The sequence below is a fragment of the Sphingomonas sp. FG14 genome (assembly GCF_057809675.1).
Genome location: NZ_JBMDKK010000015.1, coordinates 43,389 through 70,126 on the forward strand (window position 1 = coordinate 43,389; position 26,738 = coordinate 70,126).

The window sequence follows — 26,738 nt, forward strand, 5'->3', positions numbered from 1 at the left end:
CTCATGATGGGGGCGTGCCCGGCGGGTTCTCGATTTCCCGCCACACCGGCATCAGTCCCTCGGCGCATTGGGAATATGGCTGGCGGCAGTCGAGCGTCTTTTCCATGAGGTTGCGCACCGCCTCGAGATCGCGGCAGGCGACGCCCATCTCCGCGCCCAGGAATATCTCGGGCGCGGGCTCCATGCGATGCGTGCGCCTGAGATATTCGCCGAGCTTCGCCGTCGATATCGGCTGTCCGTTCCAATAAAGCGCGCCATCATGCGTGAGCGAGACATGGTTCAATTCCGGCATCAGCCCGTCGTAACTATGGGGCTTGGTCCAATGGGCGCGGGGCGGCTGGCAGGCGCGCAATTCGGCTTCGTTCGCCACCGGCACGGCATCCCGCGCGGGCAGGGCCAGCATGGCGGGGGGCATGTCCGGATCGGGGTGCGCGCCTGTCATGCGCCGGGTGTGCCACGCCGCCAGCCGCGCCGCCAGCCCGGCCACGCCGATCGCCGAAGCGCGCCCCTGCACTTGCCCGGAGCCGCTCGTCCGTCCAGAACCGTGCGGCGCCGCCGCCCTCGGCGCGCGGCATGAGAGGCAGAAACAGGCGATGACAGCGGCGATCATATTCCTGATGATGTGGGCGGCCCTGGCGATTGCCGGGGATACGCCGTTCGGCCGCCTGCTGCATCGCGTGATGGTGGATATGCCCGCCCGTCTCGCGAGCCGGCTCAGCCGGGCGCATGTCGCGATCACCTTCGTCATCCTCGTTCTTGTCGTTCTGCACGTGAGCGCCGGAGAGGGGGATCCGGTCCGCCTGCTGGGCCTGTTCGCGCCGGATCTGGCGATGTGGCTGATCAGCTTTGAAATCAGCGCCGTCATCGAACTCGCGGCCGGCTTCGCGGCATTGGCGACCTGGTGCTGGATAAGCGCCAAAAGCGCCGTGGCGGCCCTTGTCGCCCGCTTGTGGAAGCGGCCCGAATCCAGGCCGAAACAGGCACGCCGCCGCCAACGCCGCGATCGCGTTTCGCCTGCCAATGACGATGAGGACGGGGCGGAACTCGCACTGGCGAGTTGAGGCCGTCCATGCCGGCTATGAGTGGAATGCCGCCACGCCGCTGACAGGCCGGGGGCATGATCGCGACGGGCGCGGCGATGATCGTCCGGATGTTCGTGGAGGGGGGACGGCGCGCCGCCAGCCCGCCGCGCCGTGCCTTATCCAACCGGATGGCATGTTGCCGATACGCAACAAATCGCCGCGCCTCGCCCGGCCGGGGGCGTGGGTGGCCCTTGGCGCGGGCGAATGGCGGGTTCGGCGGGCGAGGAGAAAATGACACAGTCGTTTCTCTAAAATGACAATCTTGTCTCATTTGGGATTGCATTTTCACGCGGGGCACGCTCAACTCTGTGTCGGGTGAAGGGGAATCGGGCCAACGATCCGCTACATGGGGTACCCGGATCGGATGGCTGCACCCTCACCATGCAAAGGGGCAGGAACATGAAATCCAATCAGGCAGTCTTATATGTCGGCGCGGCGCTGTGCGCACTGGCCGGTGCGATGCCGGCGATGGCGCAGGATAATGCGGCGGGCGCGGGAAGCGGAACCGGCAGCGACATCATCGTCACCGGATCGCGCATCCAGCGCGGCGGCTTCGACCTGCCGACGCCCACCACCGTGATCGGTGAGGAGGAGCTTCGCCTGGGCAACCGGCCAAGCATCGCGCAGGCGCTGAACGACATTCCGCAATTCCGCCCGACCCAGACGCCGGCGACGACCACCGGCAATACCAATTCAAGCGCCTCGACCGCCGACTTGCGCGGCCTGGCGCCGGTGCGCACGCTGACCCTGCTCAACGGCCACCGCTTCACGGGCAGCAACGATCTCAACACCATCCCGCAGAATGTGGTGAAGCGCGTCGACGTCGTCACCGGCGGCGCATCGGCCGCCTGGGGTTCGGGCGCGGTCGCCGGCGTCGTCAACATCATCCTCGATGATGAGATGACGGGCTGGAAGGCCGGGCTAGGCACCGGCATCTCGTCGCGCGGGGATGGCGCGCGCTATGGCGGCGATGTCGCCTGGGGCACCAAGTTCGCGGATGGGCGCGGCCATTTCATGGTGGCCGGCGAATATCAGAAGGATCGCGGCGCGTTCGATCGCGCATCGCGGCCCAACCTGGCGTCGGGCGTGTTCCAGCGCGCGAACGGCCAGCTCGTGATGGCGGACGATCTGAACTTCACCATCCTCAACCGGGGCGGATCGATCCTGAATCTGGTTGCCTCACCCTATAATCTGGTCTTCAATCCCGACGGATCGATCGGCCCGCTGCCGCTGGGCAGCGAAAGCTTCGGCCAGTTGACCAATGGCGGCAACGGCCAGCACGTCTACGACTATCTCTCGGTCAGCGCGCCTTATGAGCGGCTCAACGGCTTCGCGCGGGCCAGCTATGAATTCAGCCCCGCGCTGAAGGTGTGGGCGCATGCCAGCTTCAACCAGATGAAGGCCGATTTCGGCTTCTTCCCCGACACGCCGGTCGCGGTGATCATGCCGGACAACGCCTTCCTCACCCAGACCGCGAAGAACCAGCTCGCCGCCGCCGGCATCACCGGGCCGTTCCTGCTCGGCCGCATCCTCGACGATGTCGGTCCGAACAAGATCCTCAACTACAGCTACACCCGCCGCAATATCGAGACCGCGATCGGGCTCGAGGGATCGTTCGGCGGAACCTGGAAATACGACGTCTATTACAATCACGGCGAATTGCGGAACGATCAGACGCTGGGCAACCAGCGCATCACCGCCAATTTCAACAAGGCGGTGGATTCCATCCTGGTCGGCGGCGTGCCGACCTGCCGGGTGAACGCCGATGCGAGCACCACCAATGACGACGCGGCCTGCAAGCCGCTGAACCTGCTGGGCAACGGCAATATCTCCGACGCGGCGCGCGCCTATGCGTTCGGCGATGGCGGATCGGTCTCGACGACCAAGCTCGACACGGCCGGCTTCAGCCTCAGCGGCCAGCCCTTCTCGCTCTGGGCTGGACCGGTCGACATCGCGGTGGGCGGCGATTTCCGCTGGGAGGAATTCGTCACCAATTCCACCGACGATTTTTCGAAGGTGCGGGCCCTGACTCCGCTGAACTTCGCGCCGACCAATGGCGGCTTCAACGTCAAGGAGTTCTTCGGCGAAATCAATCTGCCGCTGCTGAATGCGGAGGGTGTGGCCAAGCTCGAGCTGAACGGCGCGGCGCGCTATTCGGACTATAGCAACAGCGGCGGCATCTGGACCTGGAAGGGCGGCGCGACGCTGCGCCTGGTGGACGATATCCTGCTGCGCGCGGTTTATTCGCGCGACATCCGCTCGCCCAGCATCGCGGAACTCTTCACCGGCCGCGCGACCAACATCGCGCCGGTCAACGATCCGTACCGCAACAACGCGCAGGTTCCGAGCGTCACCAGCTTCACCGGCGGCAACCCGAACCTGAATCCCGAAACCTCCAACACGCTCACGCTGGGCGGTTCCTATTCGCCCGGCTTCGCACCCGGCCTCCGCTTCTCGGTCGATTACTACAAGATCGACATCAAGGGCGTCATCATCACCCCCACCAACCAGCAGGTGGTGGACCGGTGCTTCGCCGAGCTGCCGAACGACAATCTGTGCGGCGGCGTGCTGACCCGTGGCGCGAACGGCGCGATCGAGACGCTCAACCGGACCTTCACGAACCTGGCCCAGTACAAGACCGATGGCCTCGATCTCGAACTGGCCTATCGCACGGCGCTCAAGTCGGGCGCGCTCAACCTGCGCCTGCTGGCCACCCATGTGTTCTCGCTGAACCTGGCCGGCCAGGAGATCGCGGGCGTGGTGGGCGGCGACACGCCGTTCTCGACGCCGAAATGGCGCGTCACCGGCATGTTCGGCTATGAGGATGACACGATCGGGCTGGACGGCCGCGTCCGCTATGTCGGCGGCGGCATCTACAGCCGGCAGCTTGGCCCGAACGGCCAGCCGATCGAGGGCCGCGAGATCAGCGCGCGCACCTATGTCGATCTTGGCGCGCGCTTCAAGATCGAGGGCGGCTTCACCTTCTTCATGAACGTGAACAACCTGTTCGATCGCGATCCGCCCAAGGCGCAATATGTGAACCCGAACTATGACGTGATGGGCCGCTATTATTCCGCGGGCGTGAAGCTGAACTTCTGATCGGGGCGAAGGGCGACGGTTCCCGCCGGCATGGCGGGGCCGTCGCCCCGGCTTTTTCCATCCTTCACCCCGCCAGTTCGAAACTGTCGGCGCGCGCCAGCGTCCAGGCGGTGCCATAGAAGTCGCGGTCGCAATGGCCGGAGAGCAGCTCGCCCTTCTCAAGGAAGATGTGGAGCTGGGAGAACAGCCTGATCTCGGTCAGGCTCACGCGGCGCACCAGATGATTGGGCGTGATCCGGCCGGGATGGGCGAGGCCGGCGGTCGCGATCATCTCGGACAGCGCGAGCAGCGTGTTGCGGTGATACTGGTGCACGCGGCGGGCCTTGTCCGGCACCACCAGCGCCCTTTGGCGCACGGGATCCTGCGTCGCCACCCCCGCCGGGCAGCGGTTGTTGTGGCATGACAGCGACTGGATGCAGCCGATCGCGAACATGAATCCGCGCCCGGCATTCGTCCAGTCCGCGCCCAGCGCGATCGCGGTGGCGATATCGAAGGCGCTGACGATCTTGCCCGCGGCGCCCACGCGGATGCGATCGCGCAGCCCCGCGCCCACCAGCGTGTTGTGGACGAACAACAGGCTTTCGCGCAGCGGCATGCCCAGATGGTCCGCGAATTCCTGCGGCGCGGCGCCGGTGCCGCCCTCCGCCCCGTCCACCACGATATAATCGGGCAGGATTCCGGTTTCGAGCATCGCTTTCGCCATCGCCATGAATTCCCAGGGCTGGCCCACGCACAGCTTGAAGCCGACGGGCTTGCCCCCGGCCAGCCGCCGCATCTCTCCGATGAAGCGCATCAGCTCGATCGGGGTGCCGAACGCGCTGTGCCGCGCGGGCGATATGCAATCGACGCCGATCGGCACGCCGCGCGCCGCCGCGATCTCCGCCGTCACCTTGCTGCCGGGCAGGATGCCGCCCTTGCCCGGTTTCGCGCCCTGGCTGATCTTCAGCTCGATCATCCGCACCTGCGGATCGGCGGCCTGCGCGGCGAAGCGATCGGGATCGAAGCGTCCGTCCGCGTCCCGGCAGCCGAAATAGCCGCTGCCGATCTCCCAGATCAGGTCTCCGCCATGTTCGCGGTGATGGGGGCTGATGCCGCCTTCGCCGGTATCCTGCGCGAAGTGGCCCAGCCGCGCGCCCCAGTTGAGCGCGCGCACGGCATTGGCGCTGAGCGCGCCGAAGCTCATCGCGGAGATGTTGAAGACCGAGGCGCGATAGGGCCGCGCGCAATCCGGCCCGCCAATGACGACGCGGAACCCCGCCGGATCGGCGGGGGGGATCGGCCGCGTCGAATGCGCCATGAATTCATAGCCGTCGCGATAGACGTCGACGAGCGTGCCGAAGGGGCGATCGCTCACCTCGTTCTTGGCGCGCGCATAGACCAGCGATCGCTGCGCGCGCGAAAAGGGCGTCTGTTCGTGATCGCCCTCGAACAGATATTGGCGGATGCCGGGGCGGATATCCTCGAAGAACCAGCGCAGCCGGCCGACAATGGGATAGTTGCGCTTGATGGCGTGGCGCGGCTGCACCAGATCGAACAGGCCGACCACGCCCAGCAGCATCGCCGCCGCCGCCAGCCCATGCCCCGGCACGGGCGGCAGGAAGGCGGTGGCGGCGGCCGCCCCGGCGATGCACAGGATCAGGGGCAGGAAACGGGGGGCGAACATCTGGAATCTCCAAAAGCGCGCGGCCGGACTCCGGTGGCCGTCGCGCGGAAAAGGGCGGGTGCGGGCAATCATGAAAGCCGGGCGAGCGGGCGGAACAGGCCAAGGTTCCGGCGATGCGAAGCATCGTTGGAATGCCTGTGGAGGGCGGAGCGGCCTTGGAAATGTGCTCTTCCGCACATTTCCGCATGCGGGTTCACCCGCCACGCGATCGCCCCCGCCGTCAGCAGCGCGGCCAGGGCGACGGCTGAAAGCAGGCGGCGATGCGCGCGCCCGCGCCATGCGAAGCCCAGCGCGTAGAGGCCGGCCACCAGCAGGATAAGGATCGCGCGGCCCTGCGCATCGGCGATCGGGCAGGCGGCAAGGGGCGACACGGCGTCGGCGCCCGTTTCACGCGCATCGCCGCGTTCACGATCGGCCGCGCGCGCGGCGGGCGGCGCGGGGGGCGTCCTCATGCGTTTCCAGAAGATCGACCATCGCCATCATCACGCGGCGCGCGGCGATGCCGGCGCGCAGCCGGGGATCGGGCCATAGCCAGGCATAGAAAGCGGCATGGTCGCGCACCGACGCGGCGATCTCCGCGCCGTTCCCGGCCAGCCGCGCCGCCAGCCGATCCACCGCGCGCGTGGCGCGCTCGACGGGCAGGCCCATGCTTTCCACCCCGCGCCACACGGCGCGGCGGTGCGCATCCAGCGCCAGCGCGGACGGGGGCTGCCGGAAATGCCGCTCGATCGCGTCGGCGATCGGCTCCGCCGGCGGCTGCGCGACCGCCAGCCGCAGCGCGATCGCGGTGAACTGGTCGTCGGCCAGCGGCGAGTGTTCAAGCCGCTCGATCGCGCTGAAGCCGTCGTCGCTGATCGCGCGGACGCGGGCATGATCGTCGGGCGAACGCAGCAGATCCTCCGCGCGCCGGGCGCCGACGCGCAGATGGATATCGAACAGCCCGCGCTGTTCGGTGGGAATGCACATGGATTTCTCCGATCGGGAACCGCGCCGCGCGCCGCGCGGCCTCACCCGGCCTGCCAGGCCGGCGGCCCCCGACAATTCGGCGATGACACAGAAAACACCCCGGCCCCGCCACGCGCGGTTCCGGGGCGGCTAGCCTTTCAGCAGCCGGCCCGCGTGGTGCGCAGAGCGCCGCAACGACAGAGAATCACACATGATGCCCAAGCATGGCCAGTTTGGAGGAAAAGGCAATGGCGGGGCTGGATGGATTGCGGGCATTCCCGGGCTTCAGCTATGTCATCCCCGATGACATATGCCGGCAGGGATTATGAATCCGCCTTTGGCTGGATTTACTATCTCGCCATTGCCGGCATGGTTGCGGGCTTTCTGTTCATGGGCCCGGAACCGGTTCCCGAACCCCGCAGCCACGCGGTTTTCGGCTGTTATGCGTCTGCGTCTGCGCCAGCGATCATCCTTGACGCTCAAGGGCTTCAAATACAGCAGCCGGGCTTTCCCAGGATCGGGTTCCACCTGGAGCGCCTCAAGACCGGAATCGCATTGACGGCCGAAGCGCCGATCAGCGCCGTGGTCGATGGCGATCATTACCGCTTCTCGATCGATCGGCATGGCGCTGGCCGGTATCTCAACTTCTTCAATGTCATCAATGGCCGCGGCTACGGCGCTTTCGACGAAAACGCGCTATCCCGCTTCTCGATGCTGGCCGAGGACGGAGGCTACCTCGTCTATGAGAGAGCTGCGAGCGGATCCTGCGGCACACGCGATCGCTGAAGGATATGAATCCAGATCCACTTGTCCGGAAGGACGAGGCGAATCCGGGCTGGCGGGAACCGCCCATCGCCTGATAGCCTGCGGAAATGCTGCCGACCCGCGCCCTGACCGGTTCCTTCGCCTGTGACGGCCATGATTATGCGTGGGAACTGCGCCGGGAGCCGCAATGGTGCACCACGGACGGCTGGCAGGGCATGCTGGTCGCGGTGCGGCGTGCGCTGTCCGGCGGATGGGACCCGCAGATGCGGGGCAAGCCTTTCCATATCGACATCTGACGGCGCGGGGCCGTCATCATGATTTCATCGCGCCGCCGTAACGCGCCGGGCATGTGGAGATCGGTGCTTCTCGCCCTTGCGATCGCGGCCATCGGCGGCTGTGCCCGCCCCGCCGGAACCGCGAACCAGGCCGGGGAGGAGACGCCGATCAGCGATGCCGAGGCGGCGAGGCTGTCCGGCATGTTCGATATCGCGCTGTGCCCGGGCGTGACCCGTCTGCGCGACGTGCGCGCCGACATCCATCTTTTCGAGAGCTGGCGCGTTCCGGAAGGGGGGGCATGCGCCAGCGCCTGGGCGGACCGGTGGAACCGGTACACTATCCTGCGCCATCTCGACGTTCCGCAGGCCGAGCGGGACCGGCTGCCATGGCTGTGTTCCGAAGCGGGCGGGCATGTCGCGCAATGCGAAAGCCAGGGGGTGGAGCCCGCCCTGCTGATGCAGCATCCGCGCGATGCCCCGTTCTTCCTTCTGCGCCGCGTCACCATGCTTTCGAAATGATGCGCTGCTGATCCGGAGGCGCGTCTACTCCCCGGTGGCGGGCGCGCCCCTTTTGCGCGTGGTGGCGGGGCCGCGCCGGCGGCGCGTCGGCGGTGCGGCGGGTGCCGCATCCGTTGCCGGTGTTTCGGCAGGCGCCGGTGTTTCCGTGGCGGGCGCCGGGCCGTTGATCTCACTCACAAAGTCTCGAAACTCGATCCCGAACAGTTCGAGATTATCGGAAAAATATTTCCGCTCGCCCGCATCGAATGTGCAGTGATGCTTCACCGTGCTGCACCAGGCTTCGGATTCCTTCTTGCTCATGCGGAAGGGGATATATCGCCACTTCCGCTGGCTTTTCACCCAATAGAAGACTTCTTCCATCGCGTAGAATTTGTAACCGGTCACATGGGTGGACGCCTGCTGCATGTATCCGGCGCGGAACTCCAGATAATCGCGGAACACCGCGTGCATATGCCCCCGATCCTGCGAACGGATCGATCCGACATATTGCAAAAGCCCGATGACGATCGCGACCAGCGCGGTCACCGCCGCGCCGATGGTGGCGATGTTCGCCCATGCGCTCAGATCATAACCGCACAGCGACTGAACCTGTTGATCCATAAGAGCTCCCCACCCGCGTTCAATGGACGGCCGCAAGCTGCATCGGCGCCGGAAAGGAGTCGAGACGGAGTTGATCCGAAATGGTGGAATGGCATCGTGGCGCGGGCGCTACGGCTTCGGCAGGGCGAGCTTCCTGTCGATCTCAGCGCGTGAGAGCGGTTCCGCTGGCAGGGCGAAGCGGGATGCCGGAATTGCGGCATGATCGACCGAGCGCAATTCCATTCCCGCGAAGGTGAGTGGCGCACCTTTTTCAAGCACGGCCCGCATCGGTGCGAACGGGTCCGTCTCACCCGGCGTCAGGCGCATCATCGCGCGCATCATCTCGCTCGTCATGTCGAAATAATGCCGCATCGCGGGCGCCAGCGGCGCCAGCGCGGGATCGGTGCTTATCACCAGCGTCAAATCGGCGCGGCGCCCCGCCCGGCCGGAGCGATAGGGGATGCCCGGTCGCCCGTTGACCGTCACCGGCCGGCCCGCGACGAGCGCCCGTCCGGGCTTGTCTGACAGCATCTCGTCCCTGAATGCCGGGTCCGATGCACCGGCCCGCGCGGCCATGGCGGCCACCATGTCTTCAAGACGCATCACCTCCGGGCCTTCGGCGGTGGCGCGCACTTGATAAGCCTGCCCTCCGCGCCAAAGGAAATAGCTTTGGGGATCGATCCCCTGGCTCCGGGCGTCGCCATTGTCGGCGATTTCGATCGTGAGCGAGACGACCTCGCGCGGTTCGACATAATGCGCCGTCATGTCCGCCAGCGCGGGCGATCCCGTCACCGCCAGAGCGATCGTCAGCCACCATGCTCGGACCATCGGGTTCCGCGCCCCTATTCGTGCGCCGCGTTGGCGCCTCTCGCGACCTTGTGGGTCACGCTGTCCTTGCCGGTGATGGTGATCGCGACGCCTTCGCTGCGCGGATCGGCGGCACCGGTCCATTGGCCGTTCACCTGTTCCACCGCATTCGCCTTCAGCCCCAGCGGGCCGGCGCGGAGCTGTTCGCCAAGCGCCGCGAGCGCGGGCAGCATGGGTTCCAGCTGGGTGCCGCGTTCCACCACGCCGCCGGGGCCGGGCGTGTAGATCAGCCCCATGCCGATCGCGTCCTGCGCGCTCATCTTCCAGTCCAGCACGCCGACCAGCGCCTTGGCGATCTGCGCGATGATCGTCGATCCGCCCGCCGCGCCCAGCGCGATGCGCACCTTGCCGTCAGGCCCATAGACGATGGTGGGCGACATGGAGCTGCGCGGCCGCTTGCCGCCCTGCACGCGATTGGCGGCGAGATAGCCGTCCCTGACCGGCGCGATGTCGAAATCGGTCAGTTCGTTGTTGAGCACGGTGCCGTCGATCGTCAGGCCCGATCCGAACACATCCTCGATCGTGGAGGTGACGGCGACGACATTGCCCCGCGCATCCACGGCGGACATGTGCGAGGTGCCATGTTCCGGGCCGGGCTGCACCCGCACGCGCGGCGGCGCGCCGGCCGGGGTGCCGGGCGCGATCGACGCCATCGTCGTATCGGGGCTGATCAGCGCCGAGCGCGACGCGATATAGGCGGGATCGAGCAGGCCCTTCACCGGCACGGACACATGATCGGCGTCGCCCAGATAGGTGTCGCGATCGGCATAGGCGAGCCGCTCGCTTTCGGCCAGCAGATGCCAGGCGACCGGATTGTCCTTCCCCAGCGCCGCCATGTCGAACCGTTCGAGCTGCTTGAGGATCAGCAGCACGGTGATCCCGCCCGAGGATGGCGGCCCCATGCCGCAGATGCGATAGACGCGATAGGTGCCGCAAACGGGATCGCGTTCCTTCGCGCGATAGGCGGCGACATCCGCCATCGTCATCCGCGACGGATTGACCCGCGCGCCGTTGACGGTTTCCACCAGCTTTTCGGCGGTCGCGCCGTGATAGAAATAATCGGGGCCCTTCGCGGCGATGCCCGCGAACAGCGCCGCCTGCTCCGGATTCTTCAGGATCGTGCCCGCGGCTTTCGGCGATCCGTCCGCATCGAAGAAAAAGGCGCGGCCCCAGTCCGATATGATCGCCTTGCCATATCGGTCGATCGAATTGCTGAGGCGCGGGGTGATCGCGAAACCGTCGCGCGCCAGGCGGATGGCGGGCTGGAACAGCGCGGCCCAGGGCAGCTTGCCGTGGCGGGCATGCGCCATCGCCATCATGCGCAGATTGCCGGGCACGCCCACGCTGCGCCCGCCGGGAATGGCGTCCGCATGGTCCATCACCTTGCCGTCGCGAAAGAACCATTCGCCATCGGCGGCGGCGGGCGCCGCCTCGCGCCCGTCGAAACTGGTGACCGCCCGGCTTTTCGCGTCGTGATTGACCAGGAAGCCGCCGCCGCCGATGCCCGAGCTTTGCGGCTCCACCACGTTCAGCGCCAGCATCATCGCGATCGCGGCGTCGGTGGCGCTGCCGCCCTGCCGCAATATCTCTATCCCCGCCTCCGCCGCGCGCGGATCGGCGGCGGAAACGGTGCCCGACATGACGGGGGGCGACTTGGCGGGCGCGGCGGCGAGCGGAAGGCTGACGGCGGCGAGGAGAAGCAGGACGCGACGGATCATGCGCGCCCTATTGCGGGAGCGGGGAAGGGAAATCCAGTGGGGATCGGCGCCCGCCTCAGCCCGCCGCCAGCACATGATCCAGCGCGGCGCACACCGCGGCCACCTGCGCGCGCAGGCATTCCTCCGCATCGGTGCGCGGGCTGTCCGGATAGACTTCCGTCGTGGTGGTGAAGCGCGCGCCGGTGATGCAGCCGCACAGGCCGAGTTCGGCCAGCGGATATTCGATCACGCCATGCGCCACCACGGGCGATCCGATGATCTCCCCATCCGCGTCCGCCGGGGCGATATGCGTCACGCGCTCCACTGCGGCGATCACGGCCTGCTGGAATTCGGGCTGGGGATTGGCGCTGTCGTCCACCAGATAGAAGCCGTCGGGGATGAGCCCCGGTTCGAAGGGCTTGCCGTCGCGCGCGGCGAGCGCGGGCCGGAACTCACTTTCGTCGCTGTCGGTGGTTTCGTGCAGATCGATATGCAGCAGGAAGGGCTGGCCCGCCGATCGCACCAGTTCGATCAGCGCCGTCGCCTCGCGCGCGGGGCCGTCCGCCCGGAAATTGCGGTTGGGATCGATCGCGTCGTAATTCCAGCGATTGATGCGTTCATAGGCCCAGGGGCTGACGCAGGGCGCCACCAGCAGGTTGACGCGGCCCGCATAATCGGCGGCGCGCGTCTCCAGAAAGGCGAGCGCGCCCATCACGCCGCTGGTTTCGTAGCCATGCACCCCGCCCGTCACCAGCGCGCCGGGCAGCGCGGGATCGAAATCGCGGCCGCGCAACGCCAGCAGGGGATAGGTTTCGCCGGCATAATCGGTCTGGCCATAAACGATGCGCTCGAATCGGTCGGCCAGCGCATCGATGCGCGGCAGCACGTCCGCGTCGTAGCGGCGCTGGCGCGGCTGGCGCGCGCGCCACTGGTCCAGCTCCGCCGCTCCCCAGGGCTGGCCGGGGGTGCCGATGGGATAAAATCTGTCGTTCGTCATCCTGCTCTCGCTGGCCGGGGTGGAATCGCCGGGTTTGTAGCGAGGCGGCGGTGCGCGCGCCATATCGGGTTGGCGGTTCACATGGGCAATGCGGGCGGGGCCGCATCGCCACGGAGGGGGGTGGTGCAAGTCTGCCCCGGCCGGAACGGGGAGGGGGTGGTGCAGGCATGCCGGCCCGAACGGAGAGCGGGCAGCGCCCACCCCGCCAACGCCGGCGATCACCATTGGGCGCGTCCGCGACACGGCGGATCGGATCGGGGCTGTCGCCATGGCCGATCCCGCATCTAAGCCCGCGTCAACGGGGCGAACGATGATGCAGGGAGCATGCGATATGAACGCCTTTTCGGCCCGGAACGATTATCCGCCTGACGCGCGGGAGGCGGCCGCGACCGACCATGCGCTGGGCCTGCAATTCTGCCGCGCGGGCATGTTGTCGCTCACCCGGCTGCAACTCGCGCTCGAACGCGGCGACCGCCGCCGCGCGATGGAGGCGATCGACCAGCTCCACCGCTTCGATATCGAGGTGGAGCAGCTTGTCGGCCGCCTTTCCGGCCCCGCCCCCGACGCGCGCATGGTGGAGATCGCGCGCTATCTGCGCGAGGAGAAGATGGAGCTGGCCTTCGAGAAACTGGCGCTGGCCAGCGGCGTCAGCGGGCCGGGCCTGATCTCCCGCTCGGCCGCGATCCGCACTCCGCCACGAGAGGGGGAGGCCACCGGCCATGCCGAGGTGTTTTTCCCCGAACCGCGCGGGCATGGCGACTTGCGTTCATACGGCCTGCGCGCCGCCGCGCTGATCGCGGCGGTGGGCGGCGTCGCGGCGGTGCTGTTCATGGCGCTGTGAGGGGGGAGCGGGGCGCAACCCCAAACGTCATGCCAGCGAAGGCTGGCATCTCCCACAGGATAAGGCGCGATCTGGTCGGCAGACCCCAGCCTGCGCTGGGGTGACGCGCGAGACAAGGATCCAGTCAATTCGCGCCGATCGATGTTGTTCACGGGCGTTAGGGAAAGCGAATGCTCGAAAAGGGGGGCTCCGGGCGGCTCGGCATCTCTCACGCCGCATCATGATCGGCGTCAATCGTCGGGGTTCAGCACCTTCTTCTCGATGATCTTCGCGACCATCATCACCATGCCCATGATCGGCAGGCCGCCGCCGCAGCTTTGATTCCGGCCGACCGCCGAACAGGTGTCGCGCGTTTCGGCCACCGTGACCGCCGAGACGGCCTCGCCCCGGATGCGCGCGCCGGGCGTCGGTTCATCCAGCGGCAGCCGGTATCCGCCCTGGTTGCGGCTGCCGCAGACGGTGATGTCGTCGGGGTCGCCGCTCGCCGCGCAGCGGGGCGGCTGCATGGTCTTCGCGCGGAAATTCTCCATCGCCTGCTCGCTGGTCAGCGACTGGGCAGCCGCCGGCAGCGGCAGGGCCGTCAACAGCAGCGCCATGATCATTCGCGACATGGTTCAGCCCTCGCCTGATTTTCGCGCGATCGCCCGGCGATTGGAGCACGGAAACCCGCGCCGCCGCAAGCGGTTCGATCCGGGTGGCACGGATGGCGAATGGCGGGCATCGCGCTTATGATCGGCGGACCGCCCCGGCACCCGGGCCTCGCGGGCGGGAAAGATGAGGGCAGGCATGAGCAGCCTTTGGTGGATGATCCCGATCGGCGCCTTCATGCTCTGGTGCATTGTCCAGTTCATAAGAGGCGGCGGCGGGCCATCCGACAGGAATGAAGACAGCACGTCGATGTACGACTCGGGCCGCGATTATTCGGACTGAATCGCGAATCGGGGGATCATGGCTGGGCTTCGGGAGGCTGGTATGGACCGCTTGACTGGCAGGTTGTGCGTGGTGGGGTCGGATGCGACCTTGCACCTTGCCGATGGCACGAGGATTGCCATCCTGGATGATGGTTTTCTGAGCAGGTTGCTTGCGGTCGCGCCCTGTCTGGTGGGAGGGCATCGCCTTTACGACGGTGCCTGTGAGCTGCTGGCGGAGGTGGATCGGGATGAGAACCGGAAATTGTGGTCGATCAGCGCCACCGGGGCGGGGCGTTATCAGTCCGATGGGCTCTGGTTCGAGTTCTAAGCTTGCTCACGCCAAAGGCATCTCCGGCATCGCGCATCCTCCTCCGGCTCAGCGCGCGGGCGGCTGGCTGGCGAGCAGGGTCATCGCCTCCAGCGCGCGGGCGCGCATGCTGTCGTCGATCTTCAGATAGCGGTGCGTGCCGCCGGGTTGCGCGGCGAAGCGGCTCGATCCGTCCGCCGCCACGCTGATCCGCCCCGGCGCGGACAGGGTGAAATAGCCGTCATCGGGACGGACCGCGTGGAGGACGGCGGTGAGATCGAAGGTGGCGTGATCGTGCAGCGCGCCCGGCGCGGTCGGCCGGATCGTGCGATAGACGGGATCGACATGATGATAGGCCATCAGCACCGGACTGGGCGCGGAATGGCCGAGCAGCCGATCGATCGCGCGCCCGTCGATCCGCATCGATACGCCCACCTCGAACCCGCTGGCGACGATCGGCGTGGGCCAGCGATCGAACAGCGCGCGGGCGGCGGGCACGTCCAGCTCCAGATTATATTCGGGCGCGCTTTTGGTGAGCGGGCGGCCCCGCGCATCGGCATAGCCGCCTGCCATCACCGACAGCAGCCGCACCTTGCGCCGGACCAGGCCCGCCCCGTCGAGCGGGCTGGCCGCGTCGCCGCCGCTGTCCATCAGCCGCGCCAGATTGGTGGCGAAGCCGATCTGGATGATGACGACGCTGCCGTCGGGCTGGGCGGCGAGCGTGCGGCGGAGCAGCGCCACCGCATCGGGCGCGGCGCCGCCACCCTCCGCCGCGCGCGGGAACAGCGGCGATCCGTCCGCCTTCGCCGCGCGCGTCAGCGCCTCTGTATAGGGGGTGACGGCGTTCAGGAACGGAAAGCGCCGGGCGGTCCGCTCCGCCGTCACGCCGCCGCGCACCAGCCCGACGGGGATGGCGGGGCGGCCGTAAAAGCCGTTGAGCGCAGCGATGAAGGCGGCGGTGGAGGCATCGTCGGTCGATCCCGTCACCGCCAGCAGCCGCGCTTCTCCGCGATCCTGCAAGGCGTGGAGCATCGCCAGCGCCAGCACATCATCGATATCGCCCCACATATCGGTATCGAGGATGACGCGGACGGGCTGGGCGGGGGCGGGGCGCGCGCCGGCCCCGGATGCGCTCGTGTCGACTGGCGCGCGGGCAATGGCGGGCGGCGGCGCCGGCGCGAGGGCGGCCAGCGCGGCGGCGGCCAACAGGCCCGTCCAGTGTCGCATCGCCCGATCGCTCCCCCTGCGCATATTCAAGAATCGTATACATGAATTATACAATCCATGTCCGCAAGAGGGCGCTCGGGCGGCAAGCCGGGCTGTTGCCACGCGCGGGCGGCACCGATACGCCGGTGGCATGCGTATCGAAGGCGTGATCCTGCTCCACATCCTGTATGTCGCGCTGGCGATGGCGGGGACGGCGCTGGGCTATCGCCTGTCGCGATGGTTCGCGCGCAACGGGCTGGAAGGTGGCGAGAAGCCCGGCTTCGCCTATCAGGTGCGGCTGTGGTTCGCGGCGCTGGTGCTCTCACCCGCGACCCTGGCGATCGCCTTTGGCTGGTACGGCGCGGGGGAGATCCGCGGCATATGCTTCACCGCGCTGTTCGCGCTCACCCTGCCGATCGCGATCGCCCTGCACCTCACCAGACGCCGGGGCAGGGAATTGCCGCCCGCCATCCCCCATCACTGGAAACGCAACCGCAAGCCGGGCGCGCCGGGAACAGCGGCCGGGACCAAGCGCAAGCGGCGGCTGTCGATCGGGAAGATCGAGGGGCGGCCTGGAGGGCGGTGAGGGGATTGGGCGGGGGCGGTGATCCTTAGCTGCGATAAGACATCGATTGGGCTGTTTTGGGTTTGATCAAAGCCGCTCACGCTTTTCGGTATAAGCTAGATACTCTTCAAGGCGGCTATTGGCGCGGTTACTGACAGGCCGCTTTCAAGGATAGCCCACCGAATAGCGGAAATTACTGTGGAACCTATCACGAACAACCGATAGATCACCAAATGACGCTGTGCGTCCGTTTTGAAAATTCTATGCGCGAGAATTGCGGGTGCGATACCCTCTCAATTCGCTTTACTAAACCGAAATGCCCAAGAATCGAGCCGTCCCGCAGGTGCGTTGCCAGCAATCAAATTGACGCGTTCGATGGTAAATATCGGCTTCGAACACCAGACCTCTGTTGCAATATTTGACAGCTGCTTCAGTGCGTAATCAGTCAAAAGGCTGTCAACCTGAGAATCGTTAAGGCTCTTACGTCCTCCTTCTACTATTTCGCGTCGATCTTCCTCGCTAAGGAGGTCGGATGAGCTGGACTTAGACACTACCGCTACAGTCGAGTGAAGCATCGAAGTAAAATACGGTGTGGTCAGTTTATTAATATCACGGAAAGTTAGGCTGTTACGATAATCTGCGTGATTTATCGGAACGTCTACGGCAATGCTTTCTCGAATCGATTGACGAAACTGCTCGACTGTTGCGAATCGTCCTCCAAGAAAGCCAAACGGCAGCTTGGAGGATTCCGCTCCTAGCCTGAGCAAAGCGTGGCAGATTTCGACTTGGTGCGCCGGAGTAAAACGATCAATATCGATCAGATCATCCTGTTCTTTTGCCCAGCGCGCGATCGCATCGCGTGAGGCAGTGACTGACGCACGGGCACGGGCCGCATCTTGGGTATCTCCGATAACAACGCCGACCACGGAGCTGCCGCCGAAGAAGCCGACGGGCAGCTGCGATTCTTCGTAGTAGGCATAATGATGGCGCTCAAACGTGCTGCGCTGCGCGGAAAAGCCACCAACTGAGACGATGCAAGATGCCTCATCACGTGAGTCAGAAATCAACAAGGCGCCGCGACCAACTACAGTGCCGTCTAATTCGACAATCTGCCGCACACGGTCGCCATGGGTCGAGACGATATGCCGTGCGAACCGAGGGTCGTGAAGCGAGCAGACTTCTTCCAGAAAAGTGATGGCAGGGCTGATAAGCCATTCTCCAGCATGTTTGCGCGTTTCGCCATGGACGCGATCAATGATCTCAATATCCACATCGACTGCGGCAATCAGGTGCACGACCTTCGCTACAAAACTGACGAGATGATCGGCCCGATATCGGCCCATTCTCGTCGGTGCAAGCTGAGCACGCGCCTTGTCGTTGAGTTTGACGCTTATGCGGGTAGTGTAGTCTAGCGGAAGCTCCCCGGTGGCTGCACGACGCAGCAGAGGCCGGCGGGTCAGCTCATCGAAACTCAGGACGGTAGCGGAATTCTCGCTCGCATCAAATCTCCGCGTTATAACACGTACGGCGTCCCCCAACAGAAACACCGAAAAGAAACCGATCCCGAACTTGCCGACCAGCTTAGGGGCGTGACTGCGCAGCCCCGGGAATTCCTCATCCATTAGCGTCGATGACCAGAAAGATTTACCGAAATCGATCAGTGGTCCGGTCACCACGCGCTCGGACATACCCGTACCTTGGTCATCAACGTGCAGCCATACCTCAGCGGGGTCGCCGTCCGGAGATTCGATGATCAACCGGATCTTGCCCTAATCGCTTTCGCGCTCTTGGTGCGCGCGCCGCGCGCGCACAGCATCGACCGCGTTTTGGAGAAGCTCGCGGACCGGTGCGATTGCGCCTGAGCCATAGAGATTGCGACCACCGAGAGTTCGCGCAAGATGAACCGGATCAGAAACCTTAACCTCGGCGCTTATTGGCGTCCAGCCGTCGACCCGTACGGTTTTGCTCAACAGACGCGGGGCCTCGATGCCATAGACACCTGTCGCAGCAAATTGCGGTGATCCGGACTCCTCAAGGATTGCGTTGCTCGATTTGAGTTCACCGTCGACCATCTGCATGGTGTCGTAGGCGAGCCACCAACTCGAAGCCTCGTCGACCCCGAACGGCTGGCCGGCGTAGAAGACCAGCTTGTCCTTGGCTCGCGTGACGGAGTTGAGCTTGTTTTGGAAGGTCCAGTGCTCCGCTGACACGCCCGGGACGTCGGAAATCGCGAACAGCATAGTGGGTGCACGCAGCGCATCAATGTGTGCAGCATCCGCGCAGCGCAAAAGGCAGGCCACCTTCAGTTCGTTCAGCGTCCATTCCGGGGGAAACCCCGGAATAGTGCCGGCGTGCGTAACAAGTTTGGTCGCCAGATCGGTGCTGTTCCAATGGTGGCTATGCGCAATGCGCCCAATCGCAGCGCCCAGCGCATCGTGGAGCCCCACGTCTTGGAGCAGCGGTATCGCTTCCTCGCGGTTAGGCCGCTTAAAGGTGAAGCTGATCAGTTTTTCAGCCTGCTCGGCGTGAAGCTTACGCAAGGTCGTAAATAGGACCGCTTGACGTTCCTCGGGCGATAAAGGACCACTCGAAGCGGGCACGCGTCGTGCGCAAGCGCCCGCCTCGGCATCACGCCACGCTGCGGTTTCGGCAAGATCTGCCAGGCCACCGGGATAGGCGGCCACGGCGAGGCCGGTGTCGTGCAGCAGGATCGAGGCTCCGAAAACGAAAGCCTCGATCGGGGTCAGCTCGAAGTCGTCGCCGGCTATGCACGTGGCCGTCTGCCATAAGGCATCAAGGTGGGATTCTTCGTGCACAGTTAGGCCAAGTATATCCCGATGAATATTGCGCACGAACGGAATCACGTTATCGCGCATGGTAAGTAGCGCGCTGCGCAGCCGGTCCCGATATTTCGACGCAGAGTCATTCTCGCGCGTCGCCAGACTGTGCTGCCATAAAGCAGTCGCTTCAACATGCTCGATAGCCATTCCCACCCCATTCGATATTGCTGCGGAACAGTTGCTGAAAATTTACATAAAGTCGATGCCGAAGACGCTCCCCAAAAAACACTCGAAGCCTCACCATCGGCGGAAGCGCTGTCCGGAAAACTAATTTTGACAGCATCAACATTTGCGTTGGCCCTTCGCTCAAGCTGAACGAAGGGCAACTACCGGGAAGCGCTCAAGCAGCCTGTAACGGCAAAAATTACCCCGCATTGCGGTCGGTCGAGTCCAATTCAATCATCATGACAGCTGCGGAATCCCTAGATGCTGAACTTCCCAGTCGAGCTAGTGCTTATAGAGTGAAGCCATTCCCGAGCTCGTCGCCGTAATTCCCGGCTTCGGTGTTCGGAACCCCGACGCCACCCCCGCAATGAAGCCGCAACCTCGAAGCGCGAAACCCCGCCGGAATCGCCACCAAATCCAGCCACGTGCCGCCCGCTATCCGGCGTGATAGTCTGGGCCGATCGAGACGGGGGACCGGGCATGACGCATCCGCGCCGACGCATGGGGACAGTGGCTGTCGCGGGGGTGTGTCTGGTGGCGGGGGTGGCGATCGGGCTTGCGGTTCCGCGCGCGGCGCAGTTCGTGCTGGCGGGTTCGGGGGAGGTTCGCCGTCCCGATCGCGGGGGCGCGCCGCCGGTGGGCAGGAACATGTTCTCGCCCGATATCCGCAATGACGAGTTCGTGCAGCGCGAACAGCTCAAGATCGTCGAGATGCTGGAGCGGGAATGCGCCACCACCGGCGGCAACTGCGCGCTGGCGCGGTCCGCCCGGCGGGCGCTGACAAGTAAATGAGTTCCGCGCGGCCGTTCGCCGCCTGATCGGCGGGGGCGGCGGCTTTCGGGGAGAGGGGTGGCGGCGGCGCTCGATGTGGGGCGCGGTTGCGGCGCCGGTGCGCGCCATGATCGCGCATTGCGTGTCGCCCGGCCGCTGTCGTGTTGGTGTCGTGTTGGTGTCGCGCCGTTGCTGCGCCGATGCGCGGCCTGCCTGTGGTCAGGCGCTTCGCCGCAGGAAACGTCCTGCCGCCAAGAAACCGGGATGGGCGCCGCCCATCCCGTATCCGTGTCAAATGCCGTCCAGGCCCTTGCTGACCAGGATGTTCACCGCGACGCGGCGATTCTGGTATTTGCCCTCGGGCGTTTCATTGTCCGCCATCGGGTCCGCTTCGGACATGCCGGTGGGGGTGAGCATGCGATAGGGCTTCCAGCCGCAGGCCTGTTGCAGATAGTTGACCACGCGCGCGGCGCGCTTCTCGCTGAGCACCTGGTTCAGTTCCTCGCTGCCCGTGGAGTCGGTATAGCCGACGACCAGCAGCAGCGCGTTCTTCGTGCCTTCGGCCTGGGTGGCGGTGGCGCACAGGTCGTTCTTCGCCTGGGCGGAGAGCACGGCCTTGCCCGTATCGAAGTTCACGTTGGTCGTGCCCTTGATATTATATTCGCCGATATCGCCGACGCGGCCGCGCAGCGCTTCCGTGGCGGCGGTCTGTTCGGCGAAGCGCTGATCGGTGCCGCCATGGATCATCGCGACGGTGCGCAGATCCTTGTTCTTCAGGTCGATCTGGCTCGCCATCAGGCTGTCGCCCGATTGCAGCGTCTTCACGGTGACGGGCAGGCCGTTGGCGAGCTGCGCGGAGGCGAGCTTGCTGCTGTTCAGCCCGAGGAAGCCGCCGCGCGACTTGATGCGGGTTTCGTCATTGACGGCGACGAGCGTGCTGGTGCCGTCGGCCGCGGTGATCTGGATCCTGTCCGTGCTGCGCGCGGAGATGATGCCCTCGATCACCGGGCCCTTGGCCATGGTGGCGCCGGCCGGATCGACGGCGACGCTGGTCGAGAGTTCGGCTTCGGGCGGATCCTGCGGTTGCAGGGCGAGGCTGGCGGTGGCCGGCGCGGCAAGCAGGGCGATCAGCAACACAGCGCGGGGACTTCTGGAAATGAGACTCATTGCGCTACTCCTTTTAACTCGAACGGCCTTGGCTTGCGTGATCACAGCTTCTCATCCGAACCGCCGAGCTTGCGATAACGCCCGGATTTCGGATTCCTCTCCATCACGCTTCAAAAAAAATTCACGACGTTTGGGCCGTTCCCTGGATATCGGGACCGTTTGGGTGTTCAGCCGAACCTTTCGCGCAGATGAACGGTTCCGGGGCGCGGGCGCGTCGTCCCGGTAATCGGAGCGCATATTGCGGCGAGCCGATGCAGGCCGTTGTTTCGCGACAGTTGATCGATTTAATGCGGCGTCGGGGCCGCCAAAACGAGCAAGTCGCGATAAAGTTGCGGCCATGAATTCGATCGCGGCCGATTCGTTCGGCTGCTTTGCCCGAGGCGCCGAATCGCGGCGGAACAGGCGACAGATCTTGGAACAGGGCGCGCGATCGTTTCTTCTTCGGCGCGCATCGCATCGGGGCGCCCAATCGCCGTCCCGCGCTCGCCCCCGCGCCATGGCCCAGGTCGGCCTGAATGCAATCGCAGCCGGGCGCCACCGATATGCGCTTGACGATGTCATGTTTACCTGACACATTGTCATGGTTACACTACATTTTGTAATGTGAGTCAGTCATGAAGAACAGATTGAAGGTTCTGAGGGCGGAGCGCGACTGGACCCAGGCTGATCTGGGTCAGCAGATCGATGTCTCGCGACAGGCCGTGAACGCCATAGAGACGGGCAAACACGACCCATCCCTGCCGCTCGCCTTCAGGATCGCGCGGGTATTCGACATGAAGATCGAGGAGATATTCGATGATGGAGAGGGCTAAAACATTATCGGCGGGATCGACCGGATCGGCGCGCCATGTCTATCTCAAGACTATGCTGGCGTATTTTGTGCTCTTCATTGTCATGAGAACACTGACGAGCATCGGAAACAAGTCCACCATTCCCGGCGAGAGGATATTCGATCCGGCCTTCGGCATCATGATGGCGTGTGTGGTGACGGCAGGGTTCGTCGGCATCACATATTATCACCTGGCGCGCACCGACGAGCATGACCGAAGGGCTAATCTATGGGCCTTCGCGATAGCCTTCCTCGCCTATTTCGCCATCCTGATGCCCTGGCTTGTCCTCAGCCAGTCCGGCGTTGTCGGCCCGGTGAACCCCCAACATGCGATGGTGGGCGCCATATCCATCGGCAGCATGGTGTGGGTGTGGCTGCGGTGGTTCGGCTGACGCCGACGATATCGGGCAGTGGATCGTATCCGGCAAGTATCCCCAGTTTTGTCGGAAACCCGATCCGCTCAGATTGCCTGGTGGCCTGATTTTCCTGCCCTGGACGCGGCCACCAGGCAATCACCAGCACCGGCCGGCCGCCTTTCGTTCAGGCGAGCAGGCCCTGTTCGAGCATGATCCGCCATGCGCCCCAGCCGATCAGCCCGCCGATGATCAGGCTCTTTCCCGATCCACGCCGCTGACGGCGCAGCACGGCGAACAGGATCGCGGCGAAGATCACCGATGCGCCGACAAGCGCGATATCGCCGTTCAGCCCGAGCGCATCGAAAACGCGCGGCTCGTCGAAGGTCGTCCGGCGATAGGGCGCGCCCCTTGCAAGGCGGGCCAGCGCCACCACCGCGAAGGGCAGCAATTCGCACAGCCGCATGCATGCGGCGACGCCGAGGGCCGCCGCGAAGCGCGCATGGCCCGGCTTGACCCGCGCCAGTCCGATCGCGGCCAGCGCCAGGCTGACCGCCGGCCCGGCGACGCCGATCATCGCCACTTGCCGCCGGCTCAGCCACGGCGCGGGGCCGTGGGTGAAGCCCGACAATCCCAGCCGGGGGTTCGGGACGTTGAAGGCCAGCCCCGCGAGATAATGGCCCAGCTCATGCGCGAGGATCACGGCGGGAACGAGCAGCGCGGTGATCAGCAGCGTCGCCCATTCGATGCCGCCGGGGCGGCGCGATATCCTGGTCATCCGCCACATCGCCCGGTTCGCATGTCGTCGCCCCAATCGCGGGGCGAACGCCGCTCGCCGCGTACGCCGATGTCATGCCGATATCGGCGCGCGCCGTCCATGCCCGCCCGTTTCCGCTTTCGCCAAAAGCGCGGTATGGCGTGGCCATGAACGAAGCCCTTCCTGCCCGCCGCCGCCTTGGCCTGATCGTGGCGCTCGCGATCCTCGTCGCCGATCAGCTCGCCAAATATCTCGTCACCGGCCCGCTGGGCGTGGACGGCCATGGCAAGTCGCTTGAGCTGCTGCCTTTCTTCAACCTCACCTATGTCGAGAACAATGGCGTCTCGCTGGGCCTGCTGAGCGCGGACAGCGAAGCGATGCGCTGGATGCTCGTCGCGCTCACCGGCCTGATGAGCCTGGGCGTGATGCTGTGGATGTGGCGGGAGAAGCACCGCGCCGAAGTGACGGGGCTGGCGCTGGTGCTGGGCGGCGCGCTCGGCAATATCGTCGATCGCGTCCGCTTCGGCCATGTCGTCGACTTCGCCGATCTCCATTTCGGCGATTTCCGCCCCTTCCTGGTCTTCAACATCGCCGATGCCGCGATCGCCATCGGCGCGCTGCTGTTCGCGATCCGCGCGCTGCTGCCGCGTGGCGAGGCGCGGGGGGCGCTGGCCTGAGGCGCGCGGCGGACCCAGGGACCACCATCTGGTGTTATCGCGATCCGGCATGGGCATGTTGCCCGGCCTGCGCGGGACCGGCGCGCGCGACCACGGAAGACCGGAAGCACCGGCTAAGCTGCCTCGAATGCGGATTGCATCGCGAGATCGACGCGCCGCATCTTCATCAATGGGCGGGGGGCGGAGACGATGGACGGTTCGGCCTGCCGCTCTATCTGACCGCCCGGATCGGCAAGCATCGGCTCTGGGCCTATAATGTCGCGCATATCGACGCGCTGATCGACTATCTCTCGGCGACGTTGCGGGAGCGTCCGGCAGCGACCTCGCTTCGCAACAAGACCATGATGTCTCGTCTGCCCGCCTGGATGAAGGCTGCCTCGGCCCGTCCGCACATTCTCCGCGCGTTGAGCGGATTGCGCGCGGACGCCACCAGGAGGGGGCTGTCGTGAGGCCGTCATGTCATCGGCGCCCTGGCCGTTACCGGGGGATCGCAATGCGCGCCGCCTGCGCCGCCCTGATGCTGATCGCCGCGCTGGCGCCGCCCTCCGCAGGCGCGCTCGCCCGGAGCGTGGAGGCCGGCGCCGCCGCGACGCCGCAGGCGCTGGAACGGCTCGACGCCCATGTGAAGGGCGTGGCGGCCGCCGGACAGTTCTCCGGCGTGGTGCTCGTCGCCAGGGATGGGGCCGTGCTGTTCGAGCGCGCCTATGGCCTGCGCGACGAGAAGCGCGCGGACCCGGTCACGCCCGAAACGCGCTTCGACCTTGCCTCCGCCGGCAAGATGTTCACCGCCACCGCCGTCCTGCAACAGATCGCGGCAGGCAGGCTCAGCCTGACGACGACGCTGGGCGAGGTGCTGCGCGACTATCCGAACGCGGCGATGCGCACGGCCACGATCGCGCAACTCCTTACCCACAGCGCGGGCGCGGGGGATAGCGACGCCATGTTCTATCCCGGCGATCTCGTCTGGCGCGGGCGCGCGCCCGGCGTGGCCGATCTCGTCGCGCTCCATGGCGAACGCGATCCGGCCTTTCCGCCCGGCACGAAGCAGGAATACAGCAATCACGCGATGACGCTGCTCGGCCGGGTGGTGGAGGTCCTGTCCGGGCAGGATTACCGGTCCTACATCGCGGATCATGTCTTCCGTCCGGCGGGGATGGATGCCGATCATGCGAACGACGCCTGCCGCGCCGACGATCCGGGGCTGGCGGTCGGCTATGTCGACGTGGCCGGCGAGCGGATGCCCAATTGCTTCACGGTGCTGGACGGCGGCTGGCCGGCGGGCGGGCAGGCATTCACCGCGCGCGACATGCTCCGTTTCGTCACCGCGCTCCGTCAGGGCCGGCTGGGCGTGCCGCGCGCGCTGTTCGAACAGGCGACCACCCCGCGATTGAAGGGTTTCGGCCTGGGCTTCATCGCGACTGATTATGGCGGCGATTTCCTGCCCCGCGATCTGCGCTGGGGGCATGGCGGCAAGATCCACGGGCAATGCGTCGACATCCGCACCTATGAGGCGACGGGTATGACGATCGTCACGCTGGGCAACAACGACAGCCCCGCCTGTTTCCGCATCGCCGGGTTCCTGCGCGAGGACTGGCGACGGCGTTGATCGGTGGCGATTGACAGGGGGCGATCCGCGCTCTTGAACATCCCCTCGCAATGATACATCATATCCTTGAGAGGGGATGCCGATGAGGATCATGCGCGCACTGGCTGTGCTGGCGCTTGGCGTGGCGACGATCTCGGTCGCGCCGCGGCCCGCCTGCGCCGACACCTGGATGCTGCCCGAAAGGACCAGCTATGCATCATGCGGCGGGCAGGCGCGCGTCACCGTCACGCCGCGCGCCCTGGAAAGCCAGCTCGCCTATTTCGAGGACAAGGTGCGCAAGTCCAGATCCGCCGGGCAGAAGCGCGGCGGCGCGGCGGCGGCGAGCGCGCGGGTGGAGAGGCTGATCGACGGGCGCTGGCAACCGCTGTGGGAGGGGAAGATCGCGAATGAGGTGGCGCCGGTTTCCGCGATCGTGCGCGATGACGGCCAATATGTCGCCACCTTCGATGACTGGCACATGATGGGTTATGGGCCGAACGTGGTCGCGATCTATGGTGTGGGGGGCGTGCTGGTGCGCGCGCTCGCGCTCTCCGATCTCGTGCCCGGCGATTATCTTCGCGCCATGCCCCGGTCGGTCAGCTCCGTCCAGTGGCGCGGGGAACCGCGCTTTTCGCCCGATGGCGCGCGGGTGATCATTCCGGTCACGATTCCGTCCGCCGATTTCACGATGGATCATGCCCGGGTCGAACTCGCGGTGACGCTGGCCGATGGCGCGGTTGCGCCGGTCGATGCGAATGCCTGGGCGGCGGCGCTGGCGGCAGGCCGCGTCGCGCTGGCCGCGCAGGTCGCGGCCGAGGCAGCGGCGAAGGCCGCGTTCCTCGCGCCGCTCACCCGCCCGCAGGTGAATGAAGAGCGCGAATGGCACGATTATCTGAACGAGGCGGTGGCCCGCCTGCGCGGGGACGACGCATCGGCTTCCACGACGGTGCTGCGCGCGCCCGACGCCGCCGATTACGCGGCGTCGGAAGGCTGGGTTCAGGAAGCGCTGGGGACCGAACGCTATTCGGACGAGGTCGCGATCGCGTCGATCTCCGAACCCAATCTCGTCACCGTGCTGCAAAGGGCCGCCGCGACGCTGCCGCGCCGGTCGCTGTCCAAGGTGACGGTCTTCATCGCGCTTTCCGATCCCCATTGGCCGGGCGCGGTGGCGGCGATGCAGGGGACGGGCGCGAAGCTGGTCCAGCTCGATCCCGACACGCCGATCCCCCAGCGCCGCGAACGGATCGCCCGGCGTGCCGGGGAGTGATCAGCAACA

At 65.9% G+C, this 26,738-nt stretch carries 30 protein-coding genes; 16 read left to right on the forward strand and 14 right to left on the reverse strand.

Going from position 1 to position 26,738, the window contains the following annotated elements; translation table 11 throughout:
* Position 1: 1 nt before the first annotated feature.
* Positions 2-610, reverse strand: coding sequence for an ExbD/TolR family protein (locus tag ACODTA_RS24505; RefSeq protein ID WP_489069580.1), 609 nt, complete (start codon positions 608-610; stop codon positions 2-4).
* On the opposite strand from ACODTA_RS24505, the gene ACODTA_RS24510 reads away from it, so the two are divergent.
* Both ACODTA_RS24510 and ACODTA_RS24515 read left to right on the forward strand, forming a co-directional pair.
* Positions 594-1,061 carry a hypothetical protein gene (locus tag ACODTA_RS24510; RefSeq protein ID WP_489069582.1) on the forward strand — a complete coding sequence of 156 codons (468 nt, stop codon included), beginning with the start codon at positions 594-596 and terminating at the stop codon, positions 1,059-1,061. The two genes, ACODTA_RS24505 and ACODTA_RS24510, sit on opposite strands and share 17 nt — an antisense overlap.
* Positions 1,062-1,481: 420 nt before the next feature.
* Positions 1,482-4,181 (forward strand): TonB-dependent receptor domain-containing protein, encoded by a 2,700-nt coding sequence (locus tag ACODTA_RS24515; RefSeq protein ID WP_489069584.1) that lies wholly within the window; start codon positions 1,482-1,484, stop codon positions 4,179-4,181.
* Positions 4,182-4,245: 64 nt separating this feature from the next.
* On the opposite strand, the gene ACODTA_RS24520 is transcribed toward ACODTA_RS24515, so the two are convergent.
* The 3 genes from ACODTA_RS24520 to ACODTA_RS24530 form a co-directional block, all read right to left on the reverse strand.
* Complete coding sequence (locus ACODTA_RS24520) at positions 4,246-5,844, reverse strand: FMN-binding glutamate synthase family protein (protein ID WP_489069586.1); 1,599 nt, start codon at positions 5,842-5,844, stop codon at positions 4,246-4,248.
* Positions 5,845-5,912: 68 nt separating this feature from the next.
* Entirely contained in the window at positions 5,913-6,296 is a 384-nt protein-coding gene (locus tag ACODTA_RS24525) for a hypothetical protein (protein ID WP_489069588.1), read from the reverse strand.
* On the reverse strand, positions 6,250-6,810 hold the full coding sequence (locus ACODTA_RS24530) for a hypothetical protein (protein ID WP_489069590.1): 561 nt from the start codon (positions 6,808-6,810) through the stop codon (positions 6,250-6,252). Before ACODTA_RS24530 ends, ACODTA_RS24525 begins: the two co-directional genes overlap by 47 nt.
* Positions 6,811-7,050: 240 nt before the next feature.
* Here ACODTA_RS24530 and ACODTA_RS24535 point away from each other — a divergent pair, with 240 nt between their 5' ends.
* The 3 genes from ACODTA_RS24535 (at position 7,051) to ACODTA_RS24545 (ending at position 8,348) form a co-directional block, all read left to right on the forward strand.
* Positions 7,051-7,575 carry a hypothetical protein gene (locus ACODTA_RS24535; protein WP_489069592.1) on the forward strand — a complete coding sequence of 175 codons (525 nt, stop codon included), beginning with the start codon at positions 7,051-7,053 and terminating at the stop codon, positions 7,573-7,575.
* Between the two features lie 86 nt (positions 7,576-7,661).
* Positions 7,662-7,850 (forward strand): hypothetical protein, encoded by a 189-nt coding sequence (locus ACODTA_RS24540; RefSeq protein WP_489069594.1) that lies wholly within the window; start codon positions 7,662-7,664, stop codon positions 7,848-7,850.
* A gap of 18 nt (positions 7,851-7,868) precedes the next feature.
* Entirely contained in the window at positions 7,869-8,348 is a 480-nt protein-coding gene (locus tag ACODTA_RS24545; RefSeq protein WP_489069596.1) for a hypothetical protein, read from the forward strand.
* 24 nt (positions 8,349-8,372) lie between these two features.
* Here the strand turns inward: ACODTA_RS24545 and ACODTA_RS24550 are convergent, their stop codons facing one another.
* From ACODTA_RS24550 to ACODTA_RS24565, 4 genes are all read right to left on the reverse strand, one after another.
* Entirely contained in the window at positions 8,373-8,948 is a 576-nt protein-coding gene (locus ACODTA_RS24550; RefSeq protein ID WP_489069598.1) for a hypothetical protein, read from the reverse strand.
* A gap of 108 nt (positions 8,949-9,056) precedes the next feature.
* Positions 9,057-9,755 (reverse strand): hypothetical protein, encoded by a 699-nt coding sequence (locus ACODTA_RS24555; RefSeq protein ID WP_489069600.1) that lies wholly within the window; start codon positions 9,753-9,755, stop codon positions 9,057-9,059.
* A gap of 14 nt (positions 9,756-9,769) precedes the next feature.
* Positions 9,770-11,512, reverse strand: coding sequence for a gamma-glutamyltransferase (gene ggt / locus ACODTA_RS24560; protein ID WP_489069602.1), 1,743 nt, complete (start codon positions 11,510-11,512; stop codon positions 9,770-9,772).
* Between the two features lie 55 nt (positions 11,513-11,567).
* A complete protein-coding gene (locus ACODTA_RS24565) occupies positions 11,568-12,488 on the reverse strand; it encodes a M14 family metallopeptidase (protein ID WP_489069604.1) in 921 nt (306 codons plus the stop codon).
* 331 nt (positions 12,489-12,819) lie between these two features.
* On the opposite strand from ACODTA_RS24565, the gene ACODTA_RS24570 reads away from it, so the two are divergent.
* A complete protein-coding gene (locus ACODTA_RS24570) occupies positions 12,820-13,329 on the forward strand; it encodes a hypothetical protein (RefSeq protein ID WP_489069606.1) in 510 nt (169 codons plus the stop codon).
* Between the two features lie 230 nt (positions 13,330-13,559).
* On the opposite strand, the gene ACODTA_RS24575 is transcribed toward ACODTA_RS24570, so the two are convergent.
* A complete protein-coding gene (locus ACODTA_RS24575; protein ID WP_489069608.1) occupies positions 13,560-13,931 on the reverse strand; it encodes a hypothetical protein in 372 nt (123 codons plus the stop codon).
* Between the two features lie 184 nt (positions 13,932-14,115).
* On the opposite strand from ACODTA_RS24575, the gene ACODTA_RS24580 reads away from it, so the two are divergent.
* Both ACODTA_RS24580 and ACODTA_RS24585 read left to right on the forward strand, forming a co-directional pair.
* Entirely contained in the window at positions 14,116-14,259 is a 144-nt protein-coding gene (locus ACODTA_RS24580; RefSeq protein ID WP_489069610.1) for a hypothetical protein, read from the forward strand.
* A gap of 42 nt (positions 14,260-14,301) precedes the next feature.
* A complete protein-coding gene (locus ACODTA_RS24585; protein WP_489069612.1) occupies positions 14,302-14,568 on the forward strand; it encodes a hypothetical protein in 267 nt (88 codons plus the stop codon).
* Positions 14,569-14,616: 48 nt separating this feature from the next.
* On the opposite strand, the gene ACODTA_RS24590 is transcribed toward ACODTA_RS24585, so the two are convergent.
* Positions 14,617-15,774 (reverse strand): nucleoside hydrolase, encoded by a 1,158-nt coding sequence (locus tag ACODTA_RS24590; protein WP_489069613.1) that lies wholly within the window; start codon positions 15,772-15,774, stop codon positions 14,617-14,619.
* Positions 15,775-15,904: 130 nt separating this feature from the next.
* On the opposite strand from ACODTA_RS24590, the gene ACODTA_RS24595 reads away from it, so the two are divergent.
* The gene (locus ACODTA_RS24595; protein WP_489069615.1) at positions 15,905-16,339 is read left to right on the forward strand and encodes a hypothetical protein; all 435 of its coding nucleotides are present in this window, start codon (positions 15,905-15,907) and stop codon (positions 16,337-16,339) included.
* Positions 16,340-16,611: 272 nt separating this feature from the next.
* Here ACODTA_RS24595 and ACODTA_RS24600 read toward each other — a convergent pair whose 3' ends face one another.
* Together ACODTA_RS24600 and ACODTA_RS24605 are read right to left on the reverse strand one after the other, a co-directional pair.
* Positions 16,612-18,075 (reverse strand): ATP-binding protein, encoded by a 1,464-nt coding sequence (locus tag ACODTA_RS24600; protein ID WP_489069617.1) that lies wholly within the window; start codon positions 18,073-18,075, stop codon positions 16,612-16,614.
* A 12-nt stretch (positions 18,076-18,087) separates the two neighbouring features.
* Complete coding sequence (locus ACODTA_RS24605; protein ID WP_489069619.1) at positions 18,088-19,305, reverse strand: HD domain-containing protein; 1,218 nt, start codon at positions 19,303-19,305, stop codon at positions 18,088-18,090.
* A 498-nt stretch (positions 19,306-19,803) separates the two neighbouring features.
* Between ACODTA_RS24605 and ACODTA_RS24610 the strand changes: the two genes are divergently transcribed.
* Entirely contained in the window at positions 19,804-20,115 is a 312-nt protein-coding gene (locus ACODTA_RS24610; RefSeq protein WP_489069621.1) for a hypothetical protein, read from the forward strand.
* A 270-nt stretch (positions 20,116-20,385) separates the two neighbouring features.
* Here ACODTA_RS24610 and ACODTA_RS24615 read toward each other — a convergent pair whose 3' ends face one another.
* Positions 20,386-21,261 carry an OmpA family protein gene (locus ACODTA_RS24615; protein ID WP_489069623.1) on the reverse strand — a complete coding sequence of 292 codons (876 nt, stop codon included), beginning with the start codon at positions 21,259-21,261 and terminating at the stop codon, positions 20,386-20,388.
* 614 nt (positions 21,262-21,875) lie between these two features.
* Between ACODTA_RS24615 and ACODTA_RS24620 the strand changes: the two genes are divergently transcribed.
* Positions 21,876-22,073 (forward strand): helix-turn-helix transcriptional regulator, encoded by a 198-nt coding sequence (locus tag ACODTA_RS24620; RefSeq protein WP_489069625.1) that lies wholly within the window; start codon positions 21,876-21,878, stop codon positions 22,071-22,073.
* A 52-nt stretch (positions 22,074-22,125) separates the two neighbouring features.
* Positions 22,126-22,482: a hypothetical protein gene (locus ACODTA_RS24625; protein WP_489069627.1), complete on the forward strand. Its 357-nt coding sequence runs from the start codon at positions 22,126-22,128 to the stop codon at positions 22,480-22,482.
* Between the two features lie 148 nt (positions 22,483-22,630).
* Here the strand turns inward: ACODTA_RS24625 and ACODTA_RS24630 are convergent, their stop codons facing one another.
* Positions 22,631-23,221 (reverse strand): hypothetical protein, encoded by a 591-nt coding sequence (locus tag ACODTA_RS24630; protein ID WP_489069629.1) that lies wholly within the window; start codon positions 23,219-23,221, stop codon positions 22,631-22,633.
* A gap of 146 nt (positions 23,222-23,367) precedes the next feature.
* On the opposite strand from ACODTA_RS24630, the gene lspA reads away from it, so the two are divergent.
* The 4 genes from lspA to ACODTA_RS24650 all read left to right on the forward strand — a co-directional run bounded on the left by lspA (position 23,368) and on the right by ACODTA_RS24650 (position 26,729).
* Entirely contained in the window at positions 23,368-23,877 is a 510-nt protein-coding gene (gene lspA, locus ACODTA_RS24635) for a signal peptidase II (RefSeq protein WP_489069631.1), read from the forward strand.
* Positions 23,878-24,011: 134 nt separating this feature from the next.
* Positions 24,012-24,326 carry a hypothetical protein gene (locus ACODTA_RS24640; RefSeq protein WP_489069633.1) on the forward strand — a complete coding sequence of 105 codons (315 nt, stop codon included), beginning with the start codon at positions 24,012-24,014 and terminating at the stop codon, positions 24,324-24,326.
* 44 nt (positions 24,327-24,370) lie between these two features.
* Positions 24,371-25,483: a serine hydrolase domain-containing protein gene (locus ACODTA_RS24645; RefSeq protein ID WP_489069635.1), complete on the forward strand. Its 1,113-nt coding sequence runs from the start codon at positions 24,371-24,373 to the stop codon at positions 25,481-25,483.
* A gap of 82 nt (positions 25,484-25,565) precedes the next feature.
* A complete protein-coding gene (locus tag ACODTA_RS24650; RefSeq protein WP_489069637.1) occupies positions 25,566-26,729 on the forward strand; it encodes a hypothetical protein in 1,164 nt (387 codons plus the stop codon).
* Positions 26,730-26,738: the final 9 nt, after the last annotated feature.